Source organism: Acinetobacter sp. ANC_7634 (assembly GCF_056779875.1).
Map to the genome: position 1 here is coordinate 91269 of NZ_JBWYIT010000012.1, position 19528 is coordinate 110796.

At 38.9% G+C, this 19528-nt stretch carries 22 protein-coding genes; 12 read left to right on the top strand and 10 right to left on the bottom strand.

Annotation, left to right across the window (positions count from 1 at the left end; all coding sequences use genetic code 11):
• The first annotated feature begins 89 nt into the window (after positions 1 to 89).
• Complete coding sequence (gene wrbA, locus AC1M9A_RS12460; protein ID WP_481610323.1) at positions 90 to 686, top strand: NAD(P)H:quinone oxidoreductase; 597 nt, start codon at positions 90 to 92, stop codon at positions 684 to 686.
• A gap of 50 nt (positions 687 to 736) precedes the next feature.
• On the opposite strand, the gene AC1M9A_RS12465 is transcribed toward wrbA, so the two are convergent.
• The gene (locus tag AC1M9A_RS12465) at positions 737 to 1111 is read right to left on the bottom strand and encodes a hypothetical protein (protein WP_035265212.1); all 375 of its coding nucleotides are present in this window, start codon (positions 1109 to 1111) and stop codon (positions 737 to 739) included.
• A gap of 271 nt (positions 1112 to 1382) precedes the next feature.
• On the opposite strand from AC1M9A_RS12465, the gene AC1M9A_RS12470 reads away from it, so the two are divergent.
• The 3 genes from AC1M9A_RS12470 (at position 1383) to AC1M9A_RS12480 (ending at position 4379) form a co-directional block, all read left to right on the top strand.
• A complete protein-coding gene (locus AC1M9A_RS12470) occupies positions 1383 to 2363 on the top strand; it encodes an aliphatic sulfonate ABC transporter substrate-binding protein (protein ID WP_481610324.1) in 981 nt (326 codons plus the stop codon).
• 115 nt (positions 2364 to 2478) lie between these two features.
• Positions 2479 to 3528 carry an isopenicillin N synthase family dioxygenase gene (locus AC1M9A_RS12475; protein WP_481610325.1) on the top strand — a complete coding sequence of 350 codons (1050 nt, stop codon included), beginning with the start codon at positions 2479 to 2481 and terminating at the stop codon, positions 3526 to 3528.
• Complete coding sequence (locus AC1M9A_RS12480; protein WP_481610326.1) at positions 3525 to 4379, top strand: MetQ/NlpA family ABC transporter substrate-binding protein; 855 nt, start codon at positions 3525 to 3527, stop codon at positions 4377 to 4379. The genes AC1M9A_RS12475 and AC1M9A_RS12480 overlap by 4 nt, the downstream gene beginning before the upstream one ends.
• Before the next feature lie 36 nt (positions 4380 to 4415).
• On the opposite strand, the gene AC1M9A_RS12485 is transcribed toward AC1M9A_RS12480, so the two are convergent.
• The 7 genes from AC1M9A_RS12485 to miaB all read right to left on the bottom strand — a co-directional run bounded on the left by AC1M9A_RS12485 (position 4416) and on the right by miaB (position 10336).
• Positions 4416 to 4991 carry a xanthine phosphoribosyltransferase gene (locus tag AC1M9A_RS12485; RefSeq protein ID WP_035265221.1) on the bottom strand — a complete coding sequence of 192 codons (576 nt, stop codon included), beginning with the start codon at positions 4989 to 4991 and terminating at the stop codon, positions 4416 to 4418.
• Positions 4992 to 5073: 82 nt separating this feature from the next.
• Positions 5074 to 5787, bottom strand: a complete 714-nt coding sequence (locus AC1M9A_RS12490; RefSeq protein WP_481610327.1) for a DUF3108 domain-containing protein — start codon at positions 5785 to 5787, stop codon at positions 5074 to 5076.
• Between the two features lie 141 nt (positions 5788 to 5928).
• A complete protein-coding gene (locus AC1M9A_RS12495; protein WP_179999309.1) occupies positions 5929 to 6609 on the bottom strand; it encodes a hypothetical protein in 681 nt (226 codons plus the stop codon).
• 258 nt (positions 6610 to 6867) lie between these two features.
• Positions 6868 to 7161, bottom strand: a complete 294-nt coding sequence (locus tag AC1M9A_RS12500; protein ID WP_481596488.1) for an antibiotic biosynthesis monooxygenase family protein — start codon at positions 7159 to 7161, stop codon at positions 6868 to 6870.
• Positions 7162 to 7235: 74 nt separating this feature from the next.
• Positions 7236 to 7724 (bottom strand): rRNA maturation RNase YbeY, encoded by a 489-nt coding sequence (gene ybeY / locus AC1M9A_RS12505; protein WP_481592023.1) that lies wholly within the window; start codon positions 7722 to 7724, stop codon positions 7236 to 7238.
• Between the two features lie 30 nt (positions 7725 to 7754).
• The gene (locus tag AC1M9A_RS12510; protein WP_092768044.1) at positions 7755 to 8840 is read right to left on the bottom strand and encodes a PhoH family protein; all 1086 of its coding nucleotides are present in this window, start codon (positions 8838 to 8840) and stop codon (positions 7755 to 7757) included.
• Between the two features lie 38 nt (positions 8841 to 8878).
• Positions 8879 to 10336 carry a tRNA (N6-isopentenyl adenosine(37)-C2)-methylthiotransferase MiaB gene (gene miaB, locus AC1M9A_RS12515; protein ID WP_179999317.1) on the bottom strand — a complete coding sequence of 486 codons (1458 nt, stop codon included), beginning with the start codon at positions 10334 to 10336 and terminating at the stop codon, positions 8879 to 8881.
• Positions 10337 to 10696: 360 nt separating this feature from the next.
• Here miaB and AC1M9A_RS12520 point away from each other — a divergent pair, with 360 nt between their 5' ends.
• The 5 genes from AC1M9A_RS12520 (at position 10697) to AC1M9A_RS12540 (ending at position 15218) form a co-directional block, all read left to right on the top strand.
• A complete protein-coding gene (locus AC1M9A_RS12520) occupies positions 10697 to 12610 on the top strand; it encodes a lytic transglycosylase domain-containing protein (RefSeq protein ID WP_481608178.1) in 1914 nt (637 codons plus the stop codon).
• Positions 12611 to 12636: 26 nt separating this feature from the next.
• On the top strand, positions 12637 to 13299 hold the full coding sequence (locus AC1M9A_RS12525; RefSeq protein ID WP_481608172.1) for a ribonuclease T2 family protein: 663 nt from the start codon (positions 12637 to 12639) through the stop codon (positions 13297 to 13299).
• 173 nt (positions 13300 to 13472) lie between these two features.
• Positions 13473 to 14459 (top strand): malate dehydrogenase, encoded by a 987-nt coding sequence (locus AC1M9A_RS12530; protein WP_035269892.1) that lies wholly within the window; start codon positions 13473 to 13475, stop codon positions 14457 to 14459.
• A 148-nt stretch (positions 14460 to 14607) separates the two neighbouring features.
• Positions 14608 to 14847: a DUF2789 family protein gene (locus tag AC1M9A_RS12535; RefSeq protein WP_179999322.1), complete on the top strand. Its 240-nt coding sequence runs from the start codon at positions 14608 to 14610 to the stop codon at positions 14845 to 14847.
• A gap of 119 nt (positions 14848 to 14966) precedes the next feature.
• Complete coding sequence (locus tag AC1M9A_RS12540; RefSeq protein ID WP_035269894.1) at positions 14967 to 15218, top strand: DUF2789 family protein; 252 nt, start codon at positions 14967 to 14969, stop codon at positions 15216 to 15218.
• A gap of 25 nt (positions 15219 to 15243) precedes the next feature.
• Here AC1M9A_RS12540 and AC1M9A_RS12545 read toward each other — a convergent pair whose 3' ends face one another.
• Both AC1M9A_RS12545 and AC1M9A_RS12550 read right to left on the bottom strand, forming a co-directional pair.
• The gene (locus AC1M9A_RS12545) at positions 15244 to 15771 is read right to left on the bottom strand and encodes a hypothetical protein (protein WP_035269895.1); all 528 of its coding nucleotides are present in this window, start codon (positions 15769 to 15771) and stop codon (positions 15244 to 15246) included.
• A 58-nt stretch (positions 15772 to 15829) separates the two neighbouring features.
• A complete protein-coding gene (locus tag AC1M9A_RS12550) occupies positions 15830 to 16432 on the bottom strand; it encodes a 2OG-Fe(II) oxygenase (protein ID WP_481590847.1) in 603 nt (200 codons plus the stop codon).
• A 117-nt stretch (positions 16433 to 16549) separates the two neighbouring features.
• Between AC1M9A_RS12550 and AC1M9A_RS12555 the strand changes: the two genes are divergently transcribed.
• The 3 genes from AC1M9A_RS12555 to AC1M9A_RS12565 are packed head-to-tail and all read left to right on the top strand — an operon-like array spanning position 16550 to position 19357.
• Positions 16550 to 17407, top strand: a complete 858-nt coding sequence (locus AC1M9A_RS12555; RefSeq protein ID WP_092768034.1) for a 23S rRNA (adenine(2030)-N(6))-methyltransferase RlmJ — start codon at positions 16550 to 16552, stop codon at positions 17405 to 17407.
• A gap of 39 nt (positions 17408 to 17446) precedes the next feature.
• Positions 17447 to 18271: a CDP-diacylglycerol--serine O-phosphatidyltransferase gene (gene pssA / locus AC1M9A_RS12560; RefSeq protein ID WP_481586809.1), complete on the top strand. Its 825-nt coding sequence runs from the start codon at positions 17447 to 17449 to the stop codon at positions 18269 to 18271.
• Between the two features lie 18 nt (positions 18272 to 18289).
• On the top strand, positions 18290 to 19357 hold the full coding sequence (locus AC1M9A_RS12565; RefSeq protein ID WP_481590849.1) for a DUF6670 family protein: 1068 nt from the start codon (positions 18290 to 18292) through the stop codon (positions 19355 to 19357).
• Positions 19358 to 19528 lie beyond the last annotated feature (171 nt).

A 19528-nucleotide genomic window follows, 5' to 3' on the forward strand; every position in this document is an offset into this window, starting at 1 on the left:
AGTTAAAATTCTGTACGTTCGTTGCACAGCTTAACCAAATTTTAAAAAAAATACCGTATAGTTTTCTTTTTTCATTGGATGATCTTTTTATGCAAGCATATGTTCTAGTTTTGTATTACAGCAAATATGGTTCAACCAAGGAAATGGCACATTTAATTGCTCAAGGAATTGAATCTACTGGAATGCTTGCGAAAATTAGAACAGTTCCACAGTTGGCAACAGTGGTGACCAAAGCAGCACCAAGTATTCCAGAGGAGGGCGATATTTATGCGACTTTGGATGATCTTCAACATTGTTCGGGACTTGCATTAGGATCACCAACTCGATTTGGCAATATGGCATCAGAAATGAAATATTTTTGGGATCAAACAACGAGTTTATGGCTCAATGGTGCATTGCATAATAAACCTGCTTGTGTGTTTGGTTCATCGGGCTCTATGCACGGCGGGCAGGAAAGTACATTACTGACTATGTTGCCACCTTTGTTTCATCATGGAATGTTGATTTTGGGTTTAACCAATGCCAACCCAGCTTTATCGAATACAAAATCAGGGGGGACACCCTATGGTGCTACACATGTCAGTGGACCTAGACACGATCAATCTCTAAGCCAAGATGAAAAATCACTGTGTATCGAGCAAGGGAAACGATTAGGTGAAGTGGCGTTGCAAATGTTAAAGAAATAATTTTAAAGATTATTTTATCAGGCATAAAAAAGTGAGCTTCTCGCTCACTTTTATTTTGAAATATGCTTTTGTTCAAACCGGTGTTTGCACTTTTTACATTGGTAATCGAGGAAAACATTTTTGTCGACGATTTCTCCCGCTTTTTTTCCAAAACGATGACCTAAAAAGCCACCAGTCACACCCACACTGATTGCACCAACAAAAGTGCCAATTGTGCCACCCATGATTACACCTAAAGGGCCTGCAACAGCGCCAATGGAAGCGCCAATAGAAGCACCTGATGCAGCACCACCTACAGTACCCGCAGTCGTACCCGCTGCGGAAAGAAGAACACCACCTGTTTTTTGCAGTAATTGTTCATGGTTGCGTTTTTCAATATCAGTTGAACCGCATTTTGGGCAGTGTATTTCTAAGTTTTCAGTCATTTAGGATTGCTCTAATCTATACATCCATTTATTTAAAAGATTCTAGCATTGCGCTTAAAGTTGCAACATGGCTGAATGTAGAAAAACTGTAATGCCAGATAAAATAAAAAATTGATTTCAAAATAGATTAATTTAATTTTTAAGGATAAAACCGTATTTTATGAGCAGGATGGCTTAGATCTTGAACTGAATAACTAAGCGCAAATAGTGATTTAATTTTTTTCGAAGTTTGGCTTATTTTTTTATTCCAATCAAAAAAATTACCAAGACAATGAAAAAATTATTTGTACTAAGCACCATTGTGACATTGAGTTTTAGCCTCATTGCATGCTCAAAAGAAAAGCCTACTGAGCTTAAGGGGCAAGATGAATCAAATGAAAAATTAACAACCTTGAATATTGGCTATCAAAAAGCGGCGCTTAAATTCATCGTTGCAAAACAAAATAAAACTTTTGAGCAGGCATTTCCTGGTGTGAAAATTCAATGGAAAGAATTCCCGGCAGGTCCTCAAACACTAGAAGCATTAAATGTCGGTGCTATAGATGTGGGGTATACAGGGGATACACCTGTAATTTTCGCACTTTCTGCAGGGAAACCAATTCAATATTTAGCATATGAAAATGGATCTAAAAATGCACACAGCTTGCTGTTACCCAAAGACAGCACGATTCAAAGTTTAAAGGATCTAAAAGGTAAGCGTATTGGTGTTACACAAGGTTCAAGTGCGCATTACTTTCTCTCACAAATATTAGATCAAGCTCAATTGAGTTGGTCTGATATTCAACCCGTCTGGTTAACGCCTGCAGATGCACGAGCTGCTATTGATAAAAAATCACTCGATGCTTGGGCGATTTGGGATCCTTATGCAAGTGCTGCTTCGCTTAAAGGTGATACACGTGTTCTTATTGATTCAAAAGCTTTGCCATTAGCGTATAGCTTCTATTTGTCTTCTCCAAAATTTTTAAAACAACATGGGGTTGAAGCCCAAAAATTTGTGCAAACATTAAATCAAGTAGATGATTGGATTAATCAACACCCAGATCAAGCCGCAAAAATTTTGGCGCAAAGTACAAGCTTGGACGAAAATATTACCAAACTGGTTTTAGAAAAAAGAAATATTCCTGCTTATGCCAAACTGGTCGATACAGATACAGTCACGGCGCAACAAAAAATTGCAGATTTATTTTATCAGCTCAAACTCATTCCGAATGCCGTGTCTTTAAAAGATCATGTGTGGACTGGGCAAGACTAAGTGATTGAACGCGAATCATATTTTTATAGACGAATAAGTATCCAATTTAAATGATTTCAAAAGCATTCATCTTTCAGTCATTAATACAATGAAGTCTTAGAAAGATGAGTGCATCATGAATCAACCATTACAACAAAGCTTAACCGCACTTCCTATTCTGAATTTAAGTCAATTTGATCAATCATCAACGCAAGCAGATTTTCTGCAACGACTTGCACATATCGCCAAAGATATTGGTTTTTTTTATTTAACAGGTCATGGCATTTCAGCTGAAAAAATTTTGGAGATTCAGCGTATTACTCGACAGTTTTTTTCGCTGCCACAAGAACAAAAAGATGAAATCGCTATGATTCATTCCCCGCATTTTCGAGGGTATAGTCGAGTAAATGCCGAAGTTACACGTCTGCAACCTGATTTTAGAGAACAAATAGACATTGGTTTTGAACTTGCAGCATTAGAACCTGAAACTGGACCGACATGGAGACGTTTGCAGGGACCAAATCAGTGGCCTTCGAATTGGCCTGAGTTTCAACGCGTAGTCACCGCATGGCAACGAGATCTCAGACAGGTTGCAATTAAATTATTAAAAGCCTTGTTGCTTTCATTGGGGCAGCAGGACACAGCACTTGATCAATTGATTACAGGTAGTCCACATGAACTACTCAAGCTGATTCATTATCCTCCAATTGATCAAATGAATCATCAGGGGGTAGGCTCTCATAAAGACTCCAATATTTTAACTTTACTTTTACAAGACCAGATCGGAGGACTTCAGGTCTTAAGTCAAGGTAAATGGATTGAAGTACCATTTGTTGAACACGCATTTGTCGTCAATATCGGTGAGGTTTTAGAGCTTGCCACAAATGGATATTTGATTGCGAATCAACATCGAGTCATATCTCCAACGAATGCAGATCGGTATTCGGTTGCTTATTTTCTTTCTCCCAATTTATTTGCTGGTGAAATTCCGCTTTTAAATCTTGCAGATAATTTAAAAGCGCTTGCACAAGGACCAGAGACAGATCCGCTGAATCCTTTACTGAGAAATGTGGGAGAAAACTGTATCAAAGGTCGACTTAGATCTCATCTAGACGTTACTGAAAAATATTATCCAGAGCAATTTAAACAACTCAAACAATCAACAACAATATCGAGTAAATCATGAAGTCAAAATACGCCCAATTTTTATTTATTATTTTTGCAATTCTCATTATCAGTGCATGTAGTGCTCAACCTGAACCTCAAAAAACAAAGCAAACACAACAAACAATCGTGATTGGATCACATGGATCGGATGTTGATATTTGGAGACATATCGCGGATTCTGATCAGGCGAAAGCAGCAAATGTTGACATTGAGGTGAAAGAAATTAATGACGGTGTGGCTTTGAATCAAGCTTTGCTCGATGGTGAAATTGATGTAAATGCATTTCAATCTTGGGCGTATTTCAAAGAATTTAATGACTTGAATCATCATAAGCTTGCTGTCTTGGCGACCACTTATTTAGAGCCTATGGGTTTATATTCTCAAAACTACAAGTCACTAACTGCTTTGCCTTATCGGGCCTTAATTGCAATTCCAAATGATGTGGCGAATACAGCACGTGCATTAAGACTATTAGAACGTGCTCAGTTGATTCAACTTAAGCCAGATTTTAATACGATTTCTGGAACTCTTGAAAGTATCCAGTCAAATCCGAAATCACTTCAATTTAAATTGGTCAAAGGTGCACAACTACCACGTGTATTGTCTGAGGTGGATTTAGCCGCAATTGGAAATACTATTGCTCTAGAAAGTGGACTAAATGTAATAACAAATGCGATATTTAAAGAAGAGGTTACTGATAAAGCTTTAGAAAATGTCAATATACTTGCAGTGCGTAAAGATCGATTGAATGATCCACAATTTCAAAAACTTTCAAATCTTTACCATCAGCCTTACGTTGAAGATTATATTCAAAAGCATTTTGGTGGTACAAAATTGGGTATTCAACTTGATCCTGCCACATTAAAATAAAAAAGCGCCGTTAGGCGCTTTTTTTAATGTTCAACATTATTCTTGAACAAAAGTCACTGTCCCATTTGCAAGTGATTCAACACGAGCAAGTGATTCAACTCGGTAACCTTTTTCAAGTAAAAGATCACGGCCAGGTTGGAACGACTTTTCAATCACGATACCAATCCCGACAACCTCAGCTTCAGCTTGGTGAATCAAATCAGCTAAACCTAAAGCTGCTTGTCCATTCGCAAGAAAGTCATCGATCACAAGAACCTTATCTGTTGCTGCAATGTGCTTCTTAGAAATAGCAATTGTGCTTTCTACTTGCTTTGTAAATGAGAATACTTTTGAACGATATAAATCATCTTTTAAAGTTAAAGATTGATACTTACGTGCAAAAATTACCGGTACACCAAGTTCCAAGCCAGCCATCACAGCAGGTGCGATACCTGAAGCTTCAATTGTGATGATTTTGGTGATGCCTGCATCTTTGAATAGACGAGCAAATTCTTGACCAATTTGTTGCATCATCACTGGGTCGATTTGGTGGTTTAGAAAAGAATCAACTTTTAAAACCTGATCAGATAGAACGATACCTTCGTTTAAGATTTTCTGTTCTAGTGCGTACACGGGAGAATCCTCTAGGGCAGGTGCCTTTTTAAGCAAAGACGTATTTTAAAAAGCATCTGCAAAAAAGCAAGTAAAAAATGCCTTAATTTTGTGGACCGTTATACCCTGTCAGTAAGAGCCCGTATGAAGATTTCTTATCTTGGTGTGTGACTTTCACTGGTAGATAGTCCAATTTCGGAGACAGCCAAAAAATCGTTTCACGACCTGGTTTATCATGTTTCATCACCACCTTGATGGTATCTAACGTGCCGTACTTGGTTTCCACTTTTTCAGTGCCTTGTTTGACGAATCGACGTGATTCAACTTCTTTAGCATCTGCAATCCAATATTGCGATTTTAAACCGTTATTTTTGAGGTCTTCACGAATTTGCAATTCTGCATTTAACTCATCCAGTACACCAGATTTCCAAGCAAATGAACGTTGCTCTTTATCTTTGGTGGTGTTAATGGTTTTGGCACTTGGATTAAATTTAATGCTCATCGTATTGTTATGAACCAAAATTTTACTGGTGCGACTGAAATTGGATGATTGAATCTGATTATTATTGAATGTGAAGTTACTGGTTTCAGTTGCTGAAGCAATACCACCTGCTTTAGCTGCAAAAACGTAATTCCAGGTGTTACCTGATTTTTTCAAGGTTCGTGTTGCTGACCCCAAGTTTTTACCATTGTATGCAAACTGATAAGAGGCTTGGAAGGGCGTCATGGCAAGCGCTTGACTTGAATAGCCTGTGAAAAGCACGGCTGTACCTACACTTGCAATCACACTCAAAGTTTTAAACGATTTAAATGCCATAAATATTTTCCTTTACCTTCGTATCGAAGGATCACTTGAAGTTATATTATCTCTGATAAATAAGGAGAAATAATCAATAATCACAGTGAAAATGTATTTTTCTGTAGCTTAAGCTTTATGACGACATCAAAACGCTGCGCTCTAGTCGTCCTTTTGTTTAATTGGTGTAATGTGATCACTTTCCACTTCATCAGATTTAGATTTGAATCGATCAGTATTCATTTTGCTAAATAAAGCCATCAAATTTACATTACCAATCACGACCAATTCTGTTTCACGCAGTTCTGCATGGTTGACGTGTACTTTGCCCAATGTTTCGATGATCGAGCGATTTTTTCCGAGCCACTGATTTAAATCGAGATGTAAGAGATCATCTTTGACTTTAATGACATTAAAACGCTCTAAAATCATGCCAAGTGGATCTTTACGAAGAATTTTTTGATAGAAAAATAGGGCAGAGCGGAATGCAATTTTCATCCAAAAGGTTTGAAATTTTGCTTCAATTACTTCGGTTTCACTAATTTGTTCAAATACAATCAGTTGTACATCTTTATTCAATTCCATTTGAATGAGCTTTAAATCTACAGAGAGAATGGTATAAAGCCCTTTCACATTCAAAGTGGCATAGAGTCGAAGCCAATCGTCGTGTAAATCAGCATGTAAGTCTTCAAGGATGCTGACATTGTCGGTCACAAAGCGCTTGAAAGTCGCATTTAAAAAAACTTGAGAGACAGGAAATTCACGTTCTTCTTCAATAAACCCTTCAGCCTTTTGATAGACTTTACGAAATTTGTTCGCGATATTTGAAATAATCGTTGGCATAAGTGAAGTTCCATTACCTCTAAATATTGTGAGATGTCAGCTAGTGTATATCTTGTAGGTGATTACTGCCGAAGGATAACAGCTTATCCAATTGCGATGTAATGTTTACAAAGACGTTTATTATGGTTTTGATGGTCAGGCGTTATTTAAGTTTAATCTATTGGTTTCGCATGACTTTATCTTATTTTATCTGAAGAACTTGCTCAATATTTAACTCATTTGTCTAAAATATGTCATCAATATAAAGATCAACTCGATTTACTCAGATTGATAAGCGCGCTGAATCTGACAGACCTCAATCGAATACGTGTCATACCATGATAGGCGACCTTTTTGTTGGGCATAAAGATGTTGGGTGTCTTGATGCCAAGCTTGAATATCTTCTAACCGACTCCAATAAGAAAGACTGACTTCATTATCCTTCTCTTGATAGCTTTCAAACTTTGTACAATTGTAATCATGCATCGCTTTATGCCGCATTTGGCTAGCCAATATTACATATTCATCATCAATATTTTTTATTTTAGCTTTGAAGATGACAACGAAGTTCATTTTTGAATACTCATTTATTATTTTAATTTGCTTCCCGAATAACGGGAAGCATAGACCGAAGTCATTGAGGAGTGTTATTCGTCATCCAAAAGCAAGTAAGGGTTTTCAAAACCTAGTTTTTGTAAAATCTCAATCTCAATTGCTTCCATTTCCTCAGCATCTTGTTCAGAAGTTTCATGATCATAGCCCATCAGATGTAAAGTACCGTGAACCAACATATGAGTGAAATGTGTTAATGGTGCTTTAAATTGTTCTTCTGCTTCTCGAAGCACAACGGGAATACAAATCACCAGATCTCCGATAGGGAAACTGTCTAAAATTTCAGCCATTTCATCTGGTAAGTCGCTTGGAAAAGATAAAACATTGGTTGGCTTATCTTTACCACGATATTCAAGGTTAAGTTTGTGACTTTCTTCGACATCTACGCAAGCTATTCCAATTTCACAATCGCTTTGTGTATCAATATGACGAAGGGTGGTTTCAATAATTTTTTTAACATACGCACGTTTGAGCACCAAGTTTGATGCTTCAAACGATTGTTGTAATGAGAGACTGAGTTTCAAAATCTTGCCTTGAGCGTGATTAGATTTAAATTACTCTGCATCTTGATGCTGAGCATCAGCAGCAGAATCATTTTCTGATATGAGTGCTTCTTGACGCGCTTTACGTTCCGCACGTGCTTCAGCAGTTAAACGATGTTGTTCACTGTCCCAACCTTCGTATGCTTCTACAATTTTTTGTACAAGCTGATGTCTTACAACATCACGTGAGTGAAAACGTGTGATATGGATTTCTTTAATCTTTTCAAGCACACGTAATGAATGTGCCAAACCAGACTGTTGTCCACGTGGTAAATCTACTTGGGTAATGTCACCTGTAATGACTGCACGCGAACCAAAACCAAGACGAGTTAAGAACATTTTCATCTGTTCTGGCGTTGTATTTTGAGCTTCATCTAAAATGACAAAGGAGTGATTGAGTGTACGACCACGCATATATGCAAGTGGCGCTACTTCAATAATTTGACGCTCAATTAATTTTGCCACTTTTTCAAAGCCAAGCATTTCATACAAGGCATCATAGAGCGGGCGTAAATAAGGATCAATTTTTTGTGATAAGTCACCTGGCAAGAAGCCAAGTTTTTCACCAGCTTCCACAGCAGGGCGAACTAAAAGAATACGTTGAATTTCATTGCGTTCAAGCATATCAACGGCAGCAGCTACAGCCAAATAGGTCTTACCTGTACCCGCTGGACCAATCCCGAAAGAAATATCACTTTGAAGAATACGTTGTACATAGCGTTTTTGGTTGGCCCCCCGCGGATTAATGCGGCCCTTGCGAGTTTGGAGCCAGACTTCGTCAAGTCCTGTGTGTTCTTGATTAGGATCCAATTGTAATTCATGATCAGTCTGGCTGCCTTGAATCATTAAATGAATCAAATCAGAGCTGATTTGTTGAGAAACTTCAGCTTCGGCGTATAAGCGCTGAAGTAAGCTTTCAACTCTCTCGACTTCATCAATTCCACCGTCAATAAAAAAACTATCACCACGCTGACTGATTTTTACATCTAAACGTTGTTCAATTTGTTTCATATGACCGTTGTACGCGCCAAGCATGGTTTGTAAACGGTCCATTGAAACACCGGGAAAAGCCACTGTACGTCGAATCGCTGCAGTCAAGAGATTTCCTTTAGAGTCTATTAATCTATACCTCTACATTACGCCACGTCAGGTTCAAGATTCAAGAGTTCACCGTAAACTAAATTCAAGGTTTTAATCTCTGTAATCTCAATCTCTGCAAAGCGTCCAAGCCAAGAGGCATCACCAATAAATGTTACTAAACGTGTATTGTCTGCGGTTCCTACCAATAAGTTTGGATCGTGCTTTGAAACGCTCTCAATTAGCACACGTTGGACAGTACCAAGCATAGCATCAGTTTTTTGGATACTTGACTGCTTAATCCATTGTTGAACTTTAGCCAAGCGCTCTTTTTTAACATCTTCAGGTGTTAAATCTTCCAGCTCTGATGCTGGTGTACCAGGACGTTTCGAGTAGATGAAACTATAAGAATGATCAAAATCTAAGTCTTGAATAAATTGATATGTCTCTTCAAAGTTAGCATCAGTTTCACCAGGGAAGCCAATAATAAAGTCTGAAGACAAATGCATATCAGGGCGTACCTGGCGTAATTTAGCAATCTTATCGATATAAACGTCAATCGTGTGGTTACGCTTCATCGCCTTCAATACATCATTTGAACCACTTTGAACTGGTAAATGAAGGTGAGAAACCATCTGTGGTAGGTCACGATAGCATTGGATAAGGTCATCATTGAATTCTAATGGATGAGATGTCGTATAGCGAATACGACCAATGCCTGGAATTTCCGCCACTAGACGAAGAAGATCAGCAAACGTACAGATTTCACCTTCGAATGTTTCTCCGCGGTAACCATTTACGTTTTGACCGAGTAAAGAAACCTCACGTACGCCCTTTTCCGCAAGACCAGCAATTTCAGCAAGTACATCATCTAGGGGACGAGAGACTTCCTCACCACGAGTGTATGGCACCACGCAGAATGAACAGTATTTTGAACAGCCTTCCATAATCGATACGAAAGCTTTATAACCTTCAACGCGAGGTTCAGGTAAGAAGTCGAACTTTTCGATATCTGGAAATGAGATGTCTACCAGTTTGATTTTCTCTTTTTTCGGCTTTTCAATTTGATCCGTATGCTGATCAAGCATTTGTGGCAAACGGTGAAGTGTTTGTGGACCAAATACCATGTCGACATAAGGTGCACGTTTTTGGATATTGTCACCTTCTTGAGATGCAACACATCCACCTACACCAATCACCAAATCAGGATTTTTTTCTTTCAGCTTGCGCCAGCGACCTAATTCTGAAAATACTTTTTCTTGCGCTTTTTCACGAATTGAACAGGTATTCATTAAAAGAATATCTGCATCAGCAGGGTCTGTTGTTAATACATAACCGTGTGAATCACCTAGCAAGTCGGCCATACGATGACTGTCATACTCATTCATCTGACACCCTTGCGTTTCGATATACAGTTTTTTGACTGCACCATCGATGGCTGGGGTGTGCTGTGGCTGGGTAACAGTGTTTTCTGAGGCAGCTGGGGCACTATTCGGAATGAAGGTTTGAACCGTCATGAAGGCTCCTATCCTATAAAAAGGGATAAATATGTTCCGGTGAAGTATGGGGGAATCCCACACTCGATAAAAGCGAGCTATTTTACAGTATTTGTACTACGGGTTGAACAAATATATAAATCAGATCAAGTTTATGGATTTACAGTAAAAATACTTTAAAATAATAGTGGTTAATCAGCGCTTTACATAACAGAACAGTACTTGATCATTAGAGTATTTAAAATACATTTTAAAATTGCCAAGCGCTGCAAAAGAGTTGATCATGCAAAAAAGCATGTCCAAATGTAGCGACGAGTTAAAGTTGAGAAGAGAAGCGTGTTAAAAAAAGCAGTGAAGCAAAAACAGTTAAAACAATATTTAATGGGGCTGATAACACTAGGTTGTTTGCCCGTTGCTCATGCGGCTGAAGAGCAATTTAATGAGGCGATTAAATTTGCGAACTCGGGTAATACAGCTCAGCTCGAATATTATCGTTCTGCAATGCAAAATGATGCGCTTGGATATTATCCAGAATATTGGATGTTGAATAATAATTTAGGCTTCCAACCCGCAACGAATATTATCAGCTTTGCACAGCGCTATCCTCAATCTGCAATGGCTGAAAAATTAGCTGCTGATTATGTCGAAGAAAAGGTAAAACAAGCGGATTTCAAGACAGCTCAACCTGTTTTACCTTATGTCACCAATCCTGACCAAGCTGAAAGCTGTGCGGTTGCGCAAGTACGAGCAAAAAATGGCGATACATTGGTGTACGCGGAATACAAAGATGTCTGGCTTACAACAGAGTCGCAGCCAGAATCGTGTAATGGTTTAGGTCGCTTAATGCTAAGTAGTCCCTTACTCACCACCACTGATCGTCAACAGCGCTTGTTTGCGCAACTTAGAGCGGGCCAGTCCGGTCCAGCGATCGCAACAGCACAAACTCTGGGTTTAAACTTGTCATTAGCACAATTAAATCAAATTCAGGCAGATCCTTTGAATTATTTATGGTCTGCGACCAAAGGAACAACAGTAGATTATGCTTATTTGGTGTTTGCTTTAGGTCGTGCTGCAGATGCTGACTTGAACACGGCGCTTCAAAATCTTCCTCGTGTCGTGCAAGGTGTTCCTGCAGATGTTCAAAAGTATATGTACCGCACGGTGGCGTATATTGGAGGCACGACAGTGATGAAAAATAATTTTAATCCTGAAGTGCTGAAGAACTTTGATTACAGTTATGGCGTGCCTTTTACACCAGAAGAGGCTGAAATTTACGCGCGTCAAGCGATTCGTTTTGGTGAGTGGGAAAGTGTGTTGCGCGCCATAGATAGTATGAGCGTTACGCAAAAACAAGAAGATCGCTGGCAATATTGGATGGCGAGAGCGTATGAAAATCGCAAAGATCAAGCTTCCAAGCAAGCTGCAAAAAGTATTTATCAACGATTAGCTGCCGCTGGCGATGATTATCACAATCTGTTGGCAAAAGATCATTTAGGTATTCGTTATAATGAAGCACATGATCGAGCACAACCAAGCGCACAGGATATTCAACGTTTAGATCAAGATATTCACTTTAGACGTGCTTTTGCATTACGCAATATCAATGCTTCAGCAACTTACACAAACCGTGAATGGAATTGGGCTGTCCGCCAAGCTTATCTTAAGCAAGATGATGGTCTATTACTGGCTGCGGCAAAACGTGCCACAGAAATGGGGTGGTATGACCGTGCTATTTATGCGGCGGAAAGAACACTTAAACGTCATAACTATGCATATCGTTATGCGACACCACATCAAAATCTAGTGGTGACGCATAGTAAAAATGCAGGGATTGATCCTTCGTGGGCTTATGGTTTAATGCGTCAAGAAAGTCGCTTTGTAACCACGGCCCGTTCACATGTAGGTGCTGGTGGATTGATGCAAATTATGCCTGCTACAGCAAAAGATGTGGCACGAAAAATGGGTGAAACGTATAATCCTGCTGCATTATCAGATCCGAATACCAATATTCGTTATGGGACATATTACCTGTCAATGATTCAAGGTATGCTGAGTAACAGTCCAGTTCTAGCTACGGCTGGCTATAATGCAGGGCTGACTAGAGCACGTCGTTGGCAACCAGAGTTTAAAAGCATTGCGGCGGATCAATACACAGAGTCAATACCACTTCATGAAACACGTGACTATGTGAAGAAAGTTATGACCAATGCTGCTCATTATGGTGTTTTGCTTGGACAGGGGCCGCAAGCGATCGAAAGTCGTATGCCGCCTATTCCAGTAAGAAATACGCAATAGCATTTCAACTATTTTTGTGAGCTTTGATGAATCACACAAAACTGCTGTTTAGTCGTCAACACACTTACCTCCTCAGTAGTTTGAGCGTAGGGGCTTTGTTGTGTTCAGCAGATGTGATGGCATCAGGGAAAGGTTTACAAGGATATGTGCTTCAAGTACAGATGACACCTGCCATTTGTGCATTAGATCGAACAAAAGCGAAACACCGTAAATGCCTAGAAGGATATTCACTTACGATAAAGGGTCTTATCCCAGAAACCAGTCGTCATGATTGCCAAACGAGTTCATCTGCCACCTTGGCACCGCTACAGAAGAGGGTTGTTGCTAGGGTGATGCCTGATGAGCAGGCTAGAATTAGGCTGTGGGCCAACTATGGTGGTTGCGTTCCAATGAATGCCAGTCAGTATTTTCGTACCATTATTAATCATGCAGACCAATTAAAAGTTCCTGATTACTTAACAGGAGTGGATCGTAAAACAGTCTCTATCGCGACATTACGATCGCAATTCATCAAACTCAACCCAAAATTACCCAGCCAAGGTATTGAATTTCAATGCCAAAGTTTAAATGGTCGCCCGGTGTTAACGGGGGTTGAAATCTGTTATCGCACGAATGGTCAATTCAAGTCATGTGCGTCTGATATTGTCTCGACCTGCCCAAATACATTTGACATAGAGGGCGCCTACTAATTTATTTCCGCGAAGTTAATTTATATTTCCTATCAGACTTTTGTTGAAATTCATTCTCTTTTCAATGCATCTGTCAAAGTATTGGAGTACAATCTTCGCCGTTTATGATTATTAAGATTAGATAGAACAGCTATTTAATCGCATTGACTATCCTCTCAACTGGAGATAATTACATGAAGCAACCTGTTCGCGTTGCCGTTACTGGCGCTGCTGGTCAAATTGGTTACAGCCTTTTATTCCGTATCGCTAGCGGTGAAATGTTGGGTAAAGACCAACCAGTTATTCTTCAATTATTAGAAATTCCTGTTGAGAAAGCTCAACAAGCGCTTAAAGGCGTGATGATGGAACTTGACGACTGTGCTTTCCCATTGTTGGCTGGCATGATCGGTACTGATGATCCTAAAGTTGCATTCAAAGATGCTGACTACGCGCTTCTTGTTGGTTCACGTCCACGTGGTCCTGGTATGGAACGTGCTGACCTTCTTAAAGTCAACGGTGAAATCTTCATCGGTCAAGGTCAAGCGCTTAACGAAGTTGCTAGCCGTGACGTTAAAGTTCTTGTTGTAGGTAACCCTGCTAACACGAATGCTTATATCGCAATGAAATCTGCTCCAGATCTTCCAGCGAAAAATTTCACAGCAATGTTACGTCTTGACCACAACCGTGCGTTAACTCAACTTGCTCAAAAAGCAGGTGTTGCAGTTTCTGACATCAAAAACATGACAGTTTGGGGTAACCACTCTCCAACAATGTATGCTGACTACCGTTTTGCTAACGTAAACGGCGAAAGCTTAAAAGACAAAATCAACGATGCTGCATGGAATAAAGACGTATTCCTTCCAACTGTTGGTAAGCGTGGTGCTGCGATCATCGAAGCGCGTGGTCTTTCTTCTGCTGCTTCTGCTGCAAACGCTGCAATCGACCATATGCGCGATTGGGCTCTTGGCACAAACGGCGAATGGGTAACTATGGGTATTCCTTCTGATGGTTCTTACGGTATCCCTGAAGGCGTAATGTTCGGTTTCCCTGTAACTTGTGAAAATGGCGAGTACAAAATCGTTCAAGGTCTTGAAATTGACGAATTCAGCCGTGAGCGTATCAACTTCACGCTTAATGAGTTAGAAGAAGAACGTGCAGCGATTGCTGACATGGTTAAATAATTTAGTTTTCAACTAAATTAAAAAAGCACTCCGAATGGAGTGCTTTTTTAATGCACAAAACTTAACAATGCTTAAGAAATCCTTCTACATAGAACTGTGTATTGACATGTTATCTTGAACAAAATCATGAAAACTCAAGGAGCAATCCATGTTGGATATGGAAGTAAATCAAGAATTACTTTTTGAGCAATTGGGCTTAGATAGCTCACCTGAAGGGATTGATCAATTTATACAAACACATCGGCTTGATCCCAATACGCCGATGCATGAAGCTGATTTTTGGAATCCATCGCAACGCGATTTTATTATTAGTCATTGGAAAAAAGATAATGAATGGGCCATTGTCATTGACCAATTGAGTGAGCAGCTCACAAACGATACAAAGTGATGAAAATATAATCACAAATTGAAACAATAAACCCAGACCAAAAGCTGGGTTTTTTCATGGATTTCTTATAAGTTATTTAAATAATAATTTTATTAAAATCTGATAAGGGGAGTCTCTTGATGGAACATAAACCTTCCTTAGCGTTATTGTTTTCTCAATTGGGGTTGGCAAATAGTCCAGCTGCAATTGAACTCTATATCCGTACACATCAGCTTTCCGCTCAACAAAATTTACATGATGCACCATTTTGGAATAAAGGTCAGCGCGACTTCTTAATTAGTCATTTAGTACAAGATGATGATTGGGCAATATGGATAGATGAACTTAATCAACAGTTACATATGGATGCATATAAATTAAAAATGGCCTAAAAAAGCCCCTTTCATGGGGCTTTTTTTAATGCATCTTAGGTTTGGTTAACTGGATAAACCACTCTTGGTCATGAAATTGTTTGAAAGCAGGGTGAGTTCTTATCACCTCTAAATCATGATCAATAGTTTTAAAATATTTATTTAGCCAATGGCGTGTAAGTGCTGACTCTTTACGAGAAGCGCAAGCATAAGCCAGATTAAAATAAACATCACTATGATTGGTCGATGTTAATGATTTTAAAATTTGCTGAGTGATGATCGCAAATTTTTCATCTTGAGTAATCTCAAAATACATCATGTAGGCTCTAGCTAACATCAGGGTAAGATTAATATACAAACGCATTGGCATTTCTTCGAAATCTACTCGACCTTGTTCAAGAAGAACAATCGCTTCTTGAAGAAAATGAATTTGTTCCTGACGAAGCTTACTCATACTGACCAGCTCTAAACGCAATTCGGCACGTTCAAAGGCAAGCTCAGGCGTATTTTTTTGTAAGTAAAGTTGGTCTGTTTCACCAATGCGTTGAATAATTAGCTTGGTATTTGATTGCATGGATGAGTCCTCATCAGGTTTAAAACCTATATGGAGGCAACTTCGAAAAAATAAAGCGCTAAATTAAAGTTCGTGCGGTCCTTAACCAAGCTGTAATTGAAAGACGTTGGTGGTGTGCAACAAGAACTTCATGTAATAAATCGCTTTGAAATAGAGCGATGCGATTAGGTTTGGGTTCAATAATATGCCACTGATTATTCTTATCTTGGAGCTTTAGTTGACCACCCCAATGCTGATGCCATTCTTCATGCAGATAAAAAACTGTCGAAATCACACGACCATTTTTGCCTTGAGGGTTGTCTCGATGTAAAGCATAGAAATCACCAGGATTATAACAAGCGAAGTGGGCTTCGACTTCTTGAATGCCTAAATAAAATGCACGATTTAATTCCTGAGAGAGTAAATGTAAGGTTTTAATGTGTTGATGGGAAATTGATAGTTTTGGATCTAACCACAAAATGTGATCGCTGCGGATTGTGCTGACAATGCCATTTTGAATTGCTGCATTTCTAAAATCATCGAGATGGATTTGGCATTCATTTACAACGTTTTTTAAATAGCTTGGTGGGTATGCATGATCGATGATACTGAAGCCATGTTGATCTAAATCATCAAGGATTTGATCAACATTCCAAGCCCCTGGGATGACAACTGCTTCCATATTTATCTCGCTATTTACTGTATAAAAAAAAGGTCAGCTATTTTAGAGTAATAATCGATTCTGAATGAAACACTTTTTCATGTTAAAATGATTGTTGATCTTAGGAATAATTGAAACATGAATTACCGTCACCATTTCCATGCTGGAAACTTTGCCGATGTCATGAAGCATGTATTGTTGCTTCAGATTTTGTCACGTCTTAATCAAAAAGATAAGCCGTATCGTTACATTGATACACATGGTGGTGCAGGTAAATACGATTTATCAACGTCTGCAGCACAGAAGTCGGGAGAGTTTTTAAATGGTATTCACCGTTTAGTTAAACTCGATGACTCAATTAAGCGTAATGCCCCTGAAGGTGTTAAGCAATATCTTAAAGTTGTAGAAGATATGCGTGCAGGTGCCGGAAAAGGCGCTTATCCGGGTTCGCCATGGTTCGCTTTGGAAGGAATGCGCGAAACAGATAAAGCAACAATTTTTGAGATGCAACGAGATGTATTTCAGCAACTTTATATGAATGTGCGTGATCGTCGTGCAGGTTTGCATGAGCGTGATGCTTATGAAGGTTTGCTCGGTGTGATTCCTCCTAAAGAAAAACGTGGATTGGTCATGATTGATCCACCATATGAGGTGGAGCGAAAGGATTTTCCGCAGTTGGTTGAACTCATCGCTACGGCATATAAGAAATGGCCTACAGGCGTATTTGCAATTTGGTACCCAATTAAAGACCGCGCAATGATTGATCGTTTTGAGAAGAAAATGATTAAGACTGGTATTCGCCGTCAATTGGTTTGTGAAGTATGTGTATGGCCAGACGATACACCTGTAGGATTAAACGGTTGTGGTTTATTGGTGATTAATCCACCTTGGAAGTTTTCTGAAGATGCAGATGAAGCATTGCAATGGCTTTTCCCGCACTTAAGAATGAGTGAAAATGGTGGTCATGCTGCCGTTCGTTGGTTGGTCGGCGAATAAGAATATTGAGAGATAAGGCTACAGTTAGGACGAATGACAATGACAAATATAAATAAACCTGAAACTGAATCTTCTCCAAGAAATGTTCCGGGCTTTGATGGTATTACTTTCGAAGTTGAAGAAGAGGAACATACGCAAGAAGGGCAAAAGGTTAAGCGTCGTGGGATTTATCTGTGGCCAAATCTGATTACTACTGCAGCATTGTTGTCAGGGTTTTACTCAATTATTGCAAGTATGAATGGCGAATTCACACAAGCTATTTATGCCATTTTTATCGCTGCTTTATTTGATGGTTTAGATGGTCGGGTCGCACGAGCAATTGGAGCGCAAAGCCCTTTTGGTGAGCAGTTTGATTCATTATCAGATATGTTGGCATTTGGTGTTGCGCCTGCAATTTTGATGTATAGCTGGAGCCTCCATGATCTAGGTCGAATCGGTTTGGCTGCATGTTTTGTCTATACTGCTTGTGCTGCATTCCGATTGGCACGTTTCAATGTGCAAATAGGTGTGGTTGATAAACGCTATTTTATTGGTGTAGCTAGTCCTCTAGCCGCAGTAATGATCATTTCTTTGGTTTGGGTGGGACGTGATTTCCCTGAAATTTTTGTCCTATCTGATCCAATGATTCAGACCATAAATGCAGTCATTATTATTGCAGTTGGCTTGCTGATGATTTCGAATATTAAATACTATTCGTTTAAAACCGTAGATCGTAAACGTGTGCCGTTTGCAGTCTTGCCTATTGTTGTGTTTATCTTTGCTGCGATTACGTACAATATTCCTGTCGGTATTTTAGTGCTTTCGATTATTTATGCACTTTCAGGTTTCGTCACTACATTTTTGGCTCGAGAAAAAACAAGATAAATAAAAAAGGAGTTTGATATGCAGTTGTTGATGAGTTTAGCGGACGATTCAAAACAGCTGAATCAGGCTCCTTTTCCTCTTCGGTTGGATTATCACGGTCCACGAGGAATCTATAAAATTATCCATCAAGGATTGATGATTCCAGGATTACCATCTCCACTTCATTATTTTAATTTTTTAACCATTATCGGACAGCCGAATGTTCCAATGCTGCGTAATGATTATGCAATTAAAACAAAAGCCTTGGATACTGTTTCACTCATTACGAGCATTAGTCCACATATGGTTGGACATTTTAATGGTTATTCAATCATCAATGATTGCGAGATTAAAGAGAATAAATTTGTATTTGGACAAAGAGAACAACTAGAAGGCTCAATCCCAAACTTCAAATTAATAAGAAAGGACAATGAACTTTCCGTTGATCTGAATATTCAAACTCAACCAATTATTTCGCACTTTACCAAACTAAAATTAGGTTTATTTGATCACTGGTCATTAGTGTGTCAATGCAAAGGAACAGTAACCTATAAAGAACAAACATATAAAATTGACCAGTTAGGATCATTTGAATTTGCCAGAGCGATCAATATTCCTTATCTACCGCTTCATTTTTTTACCTATCAGATAATTAACTTAATCGACCAAAGACAGTTACTTCTTGCTCATATACGCAATGGTTTAAATCAAATTGTGCAATCAAGGATGTATTTAAGAGATTTAAAAGCTCAGACATCTGAAATGTTTGATGATGTTTATTTCAAAGTCCATCGTGTATACCCAAAAGTAAAAACCCCTAATGGACATGAGATGTATTTAGCGCGCGTATTTGAATGGTCATTTGAAAATAAAAAAAGAAAAATAATCGTGAAAGGTGAAAGTCGTGGAGATTTTAAATTTGGTCTTGCCGCAGGTTATGTAGGTAGTTTTAGTTATCAGGTGCAGATTGATGGAATTCAAGAAGTGGGACAATCTGGGTATTGTGAATATATAGATTGCCGTAGTTTAAAGTGGCAAGAAATTAATAAAGATGAAAAATTAATGGATAATTTTGCAAGTATTGTGCCATGCACGCTTAAAAAATAGCTCCAAAAGCATAAAAATCACGTAAATTGAACAATAAATATCCAGTTAATCATATTTTTTTTAAATATTTAAAAAACATGGTTGCATTGGGGGAGGAATGCTGTAGAATGCACATCCATCGGCGGTGATGTTGATTAAAACTTGTTGAAAAACAAGGATTTAGCTGAATAA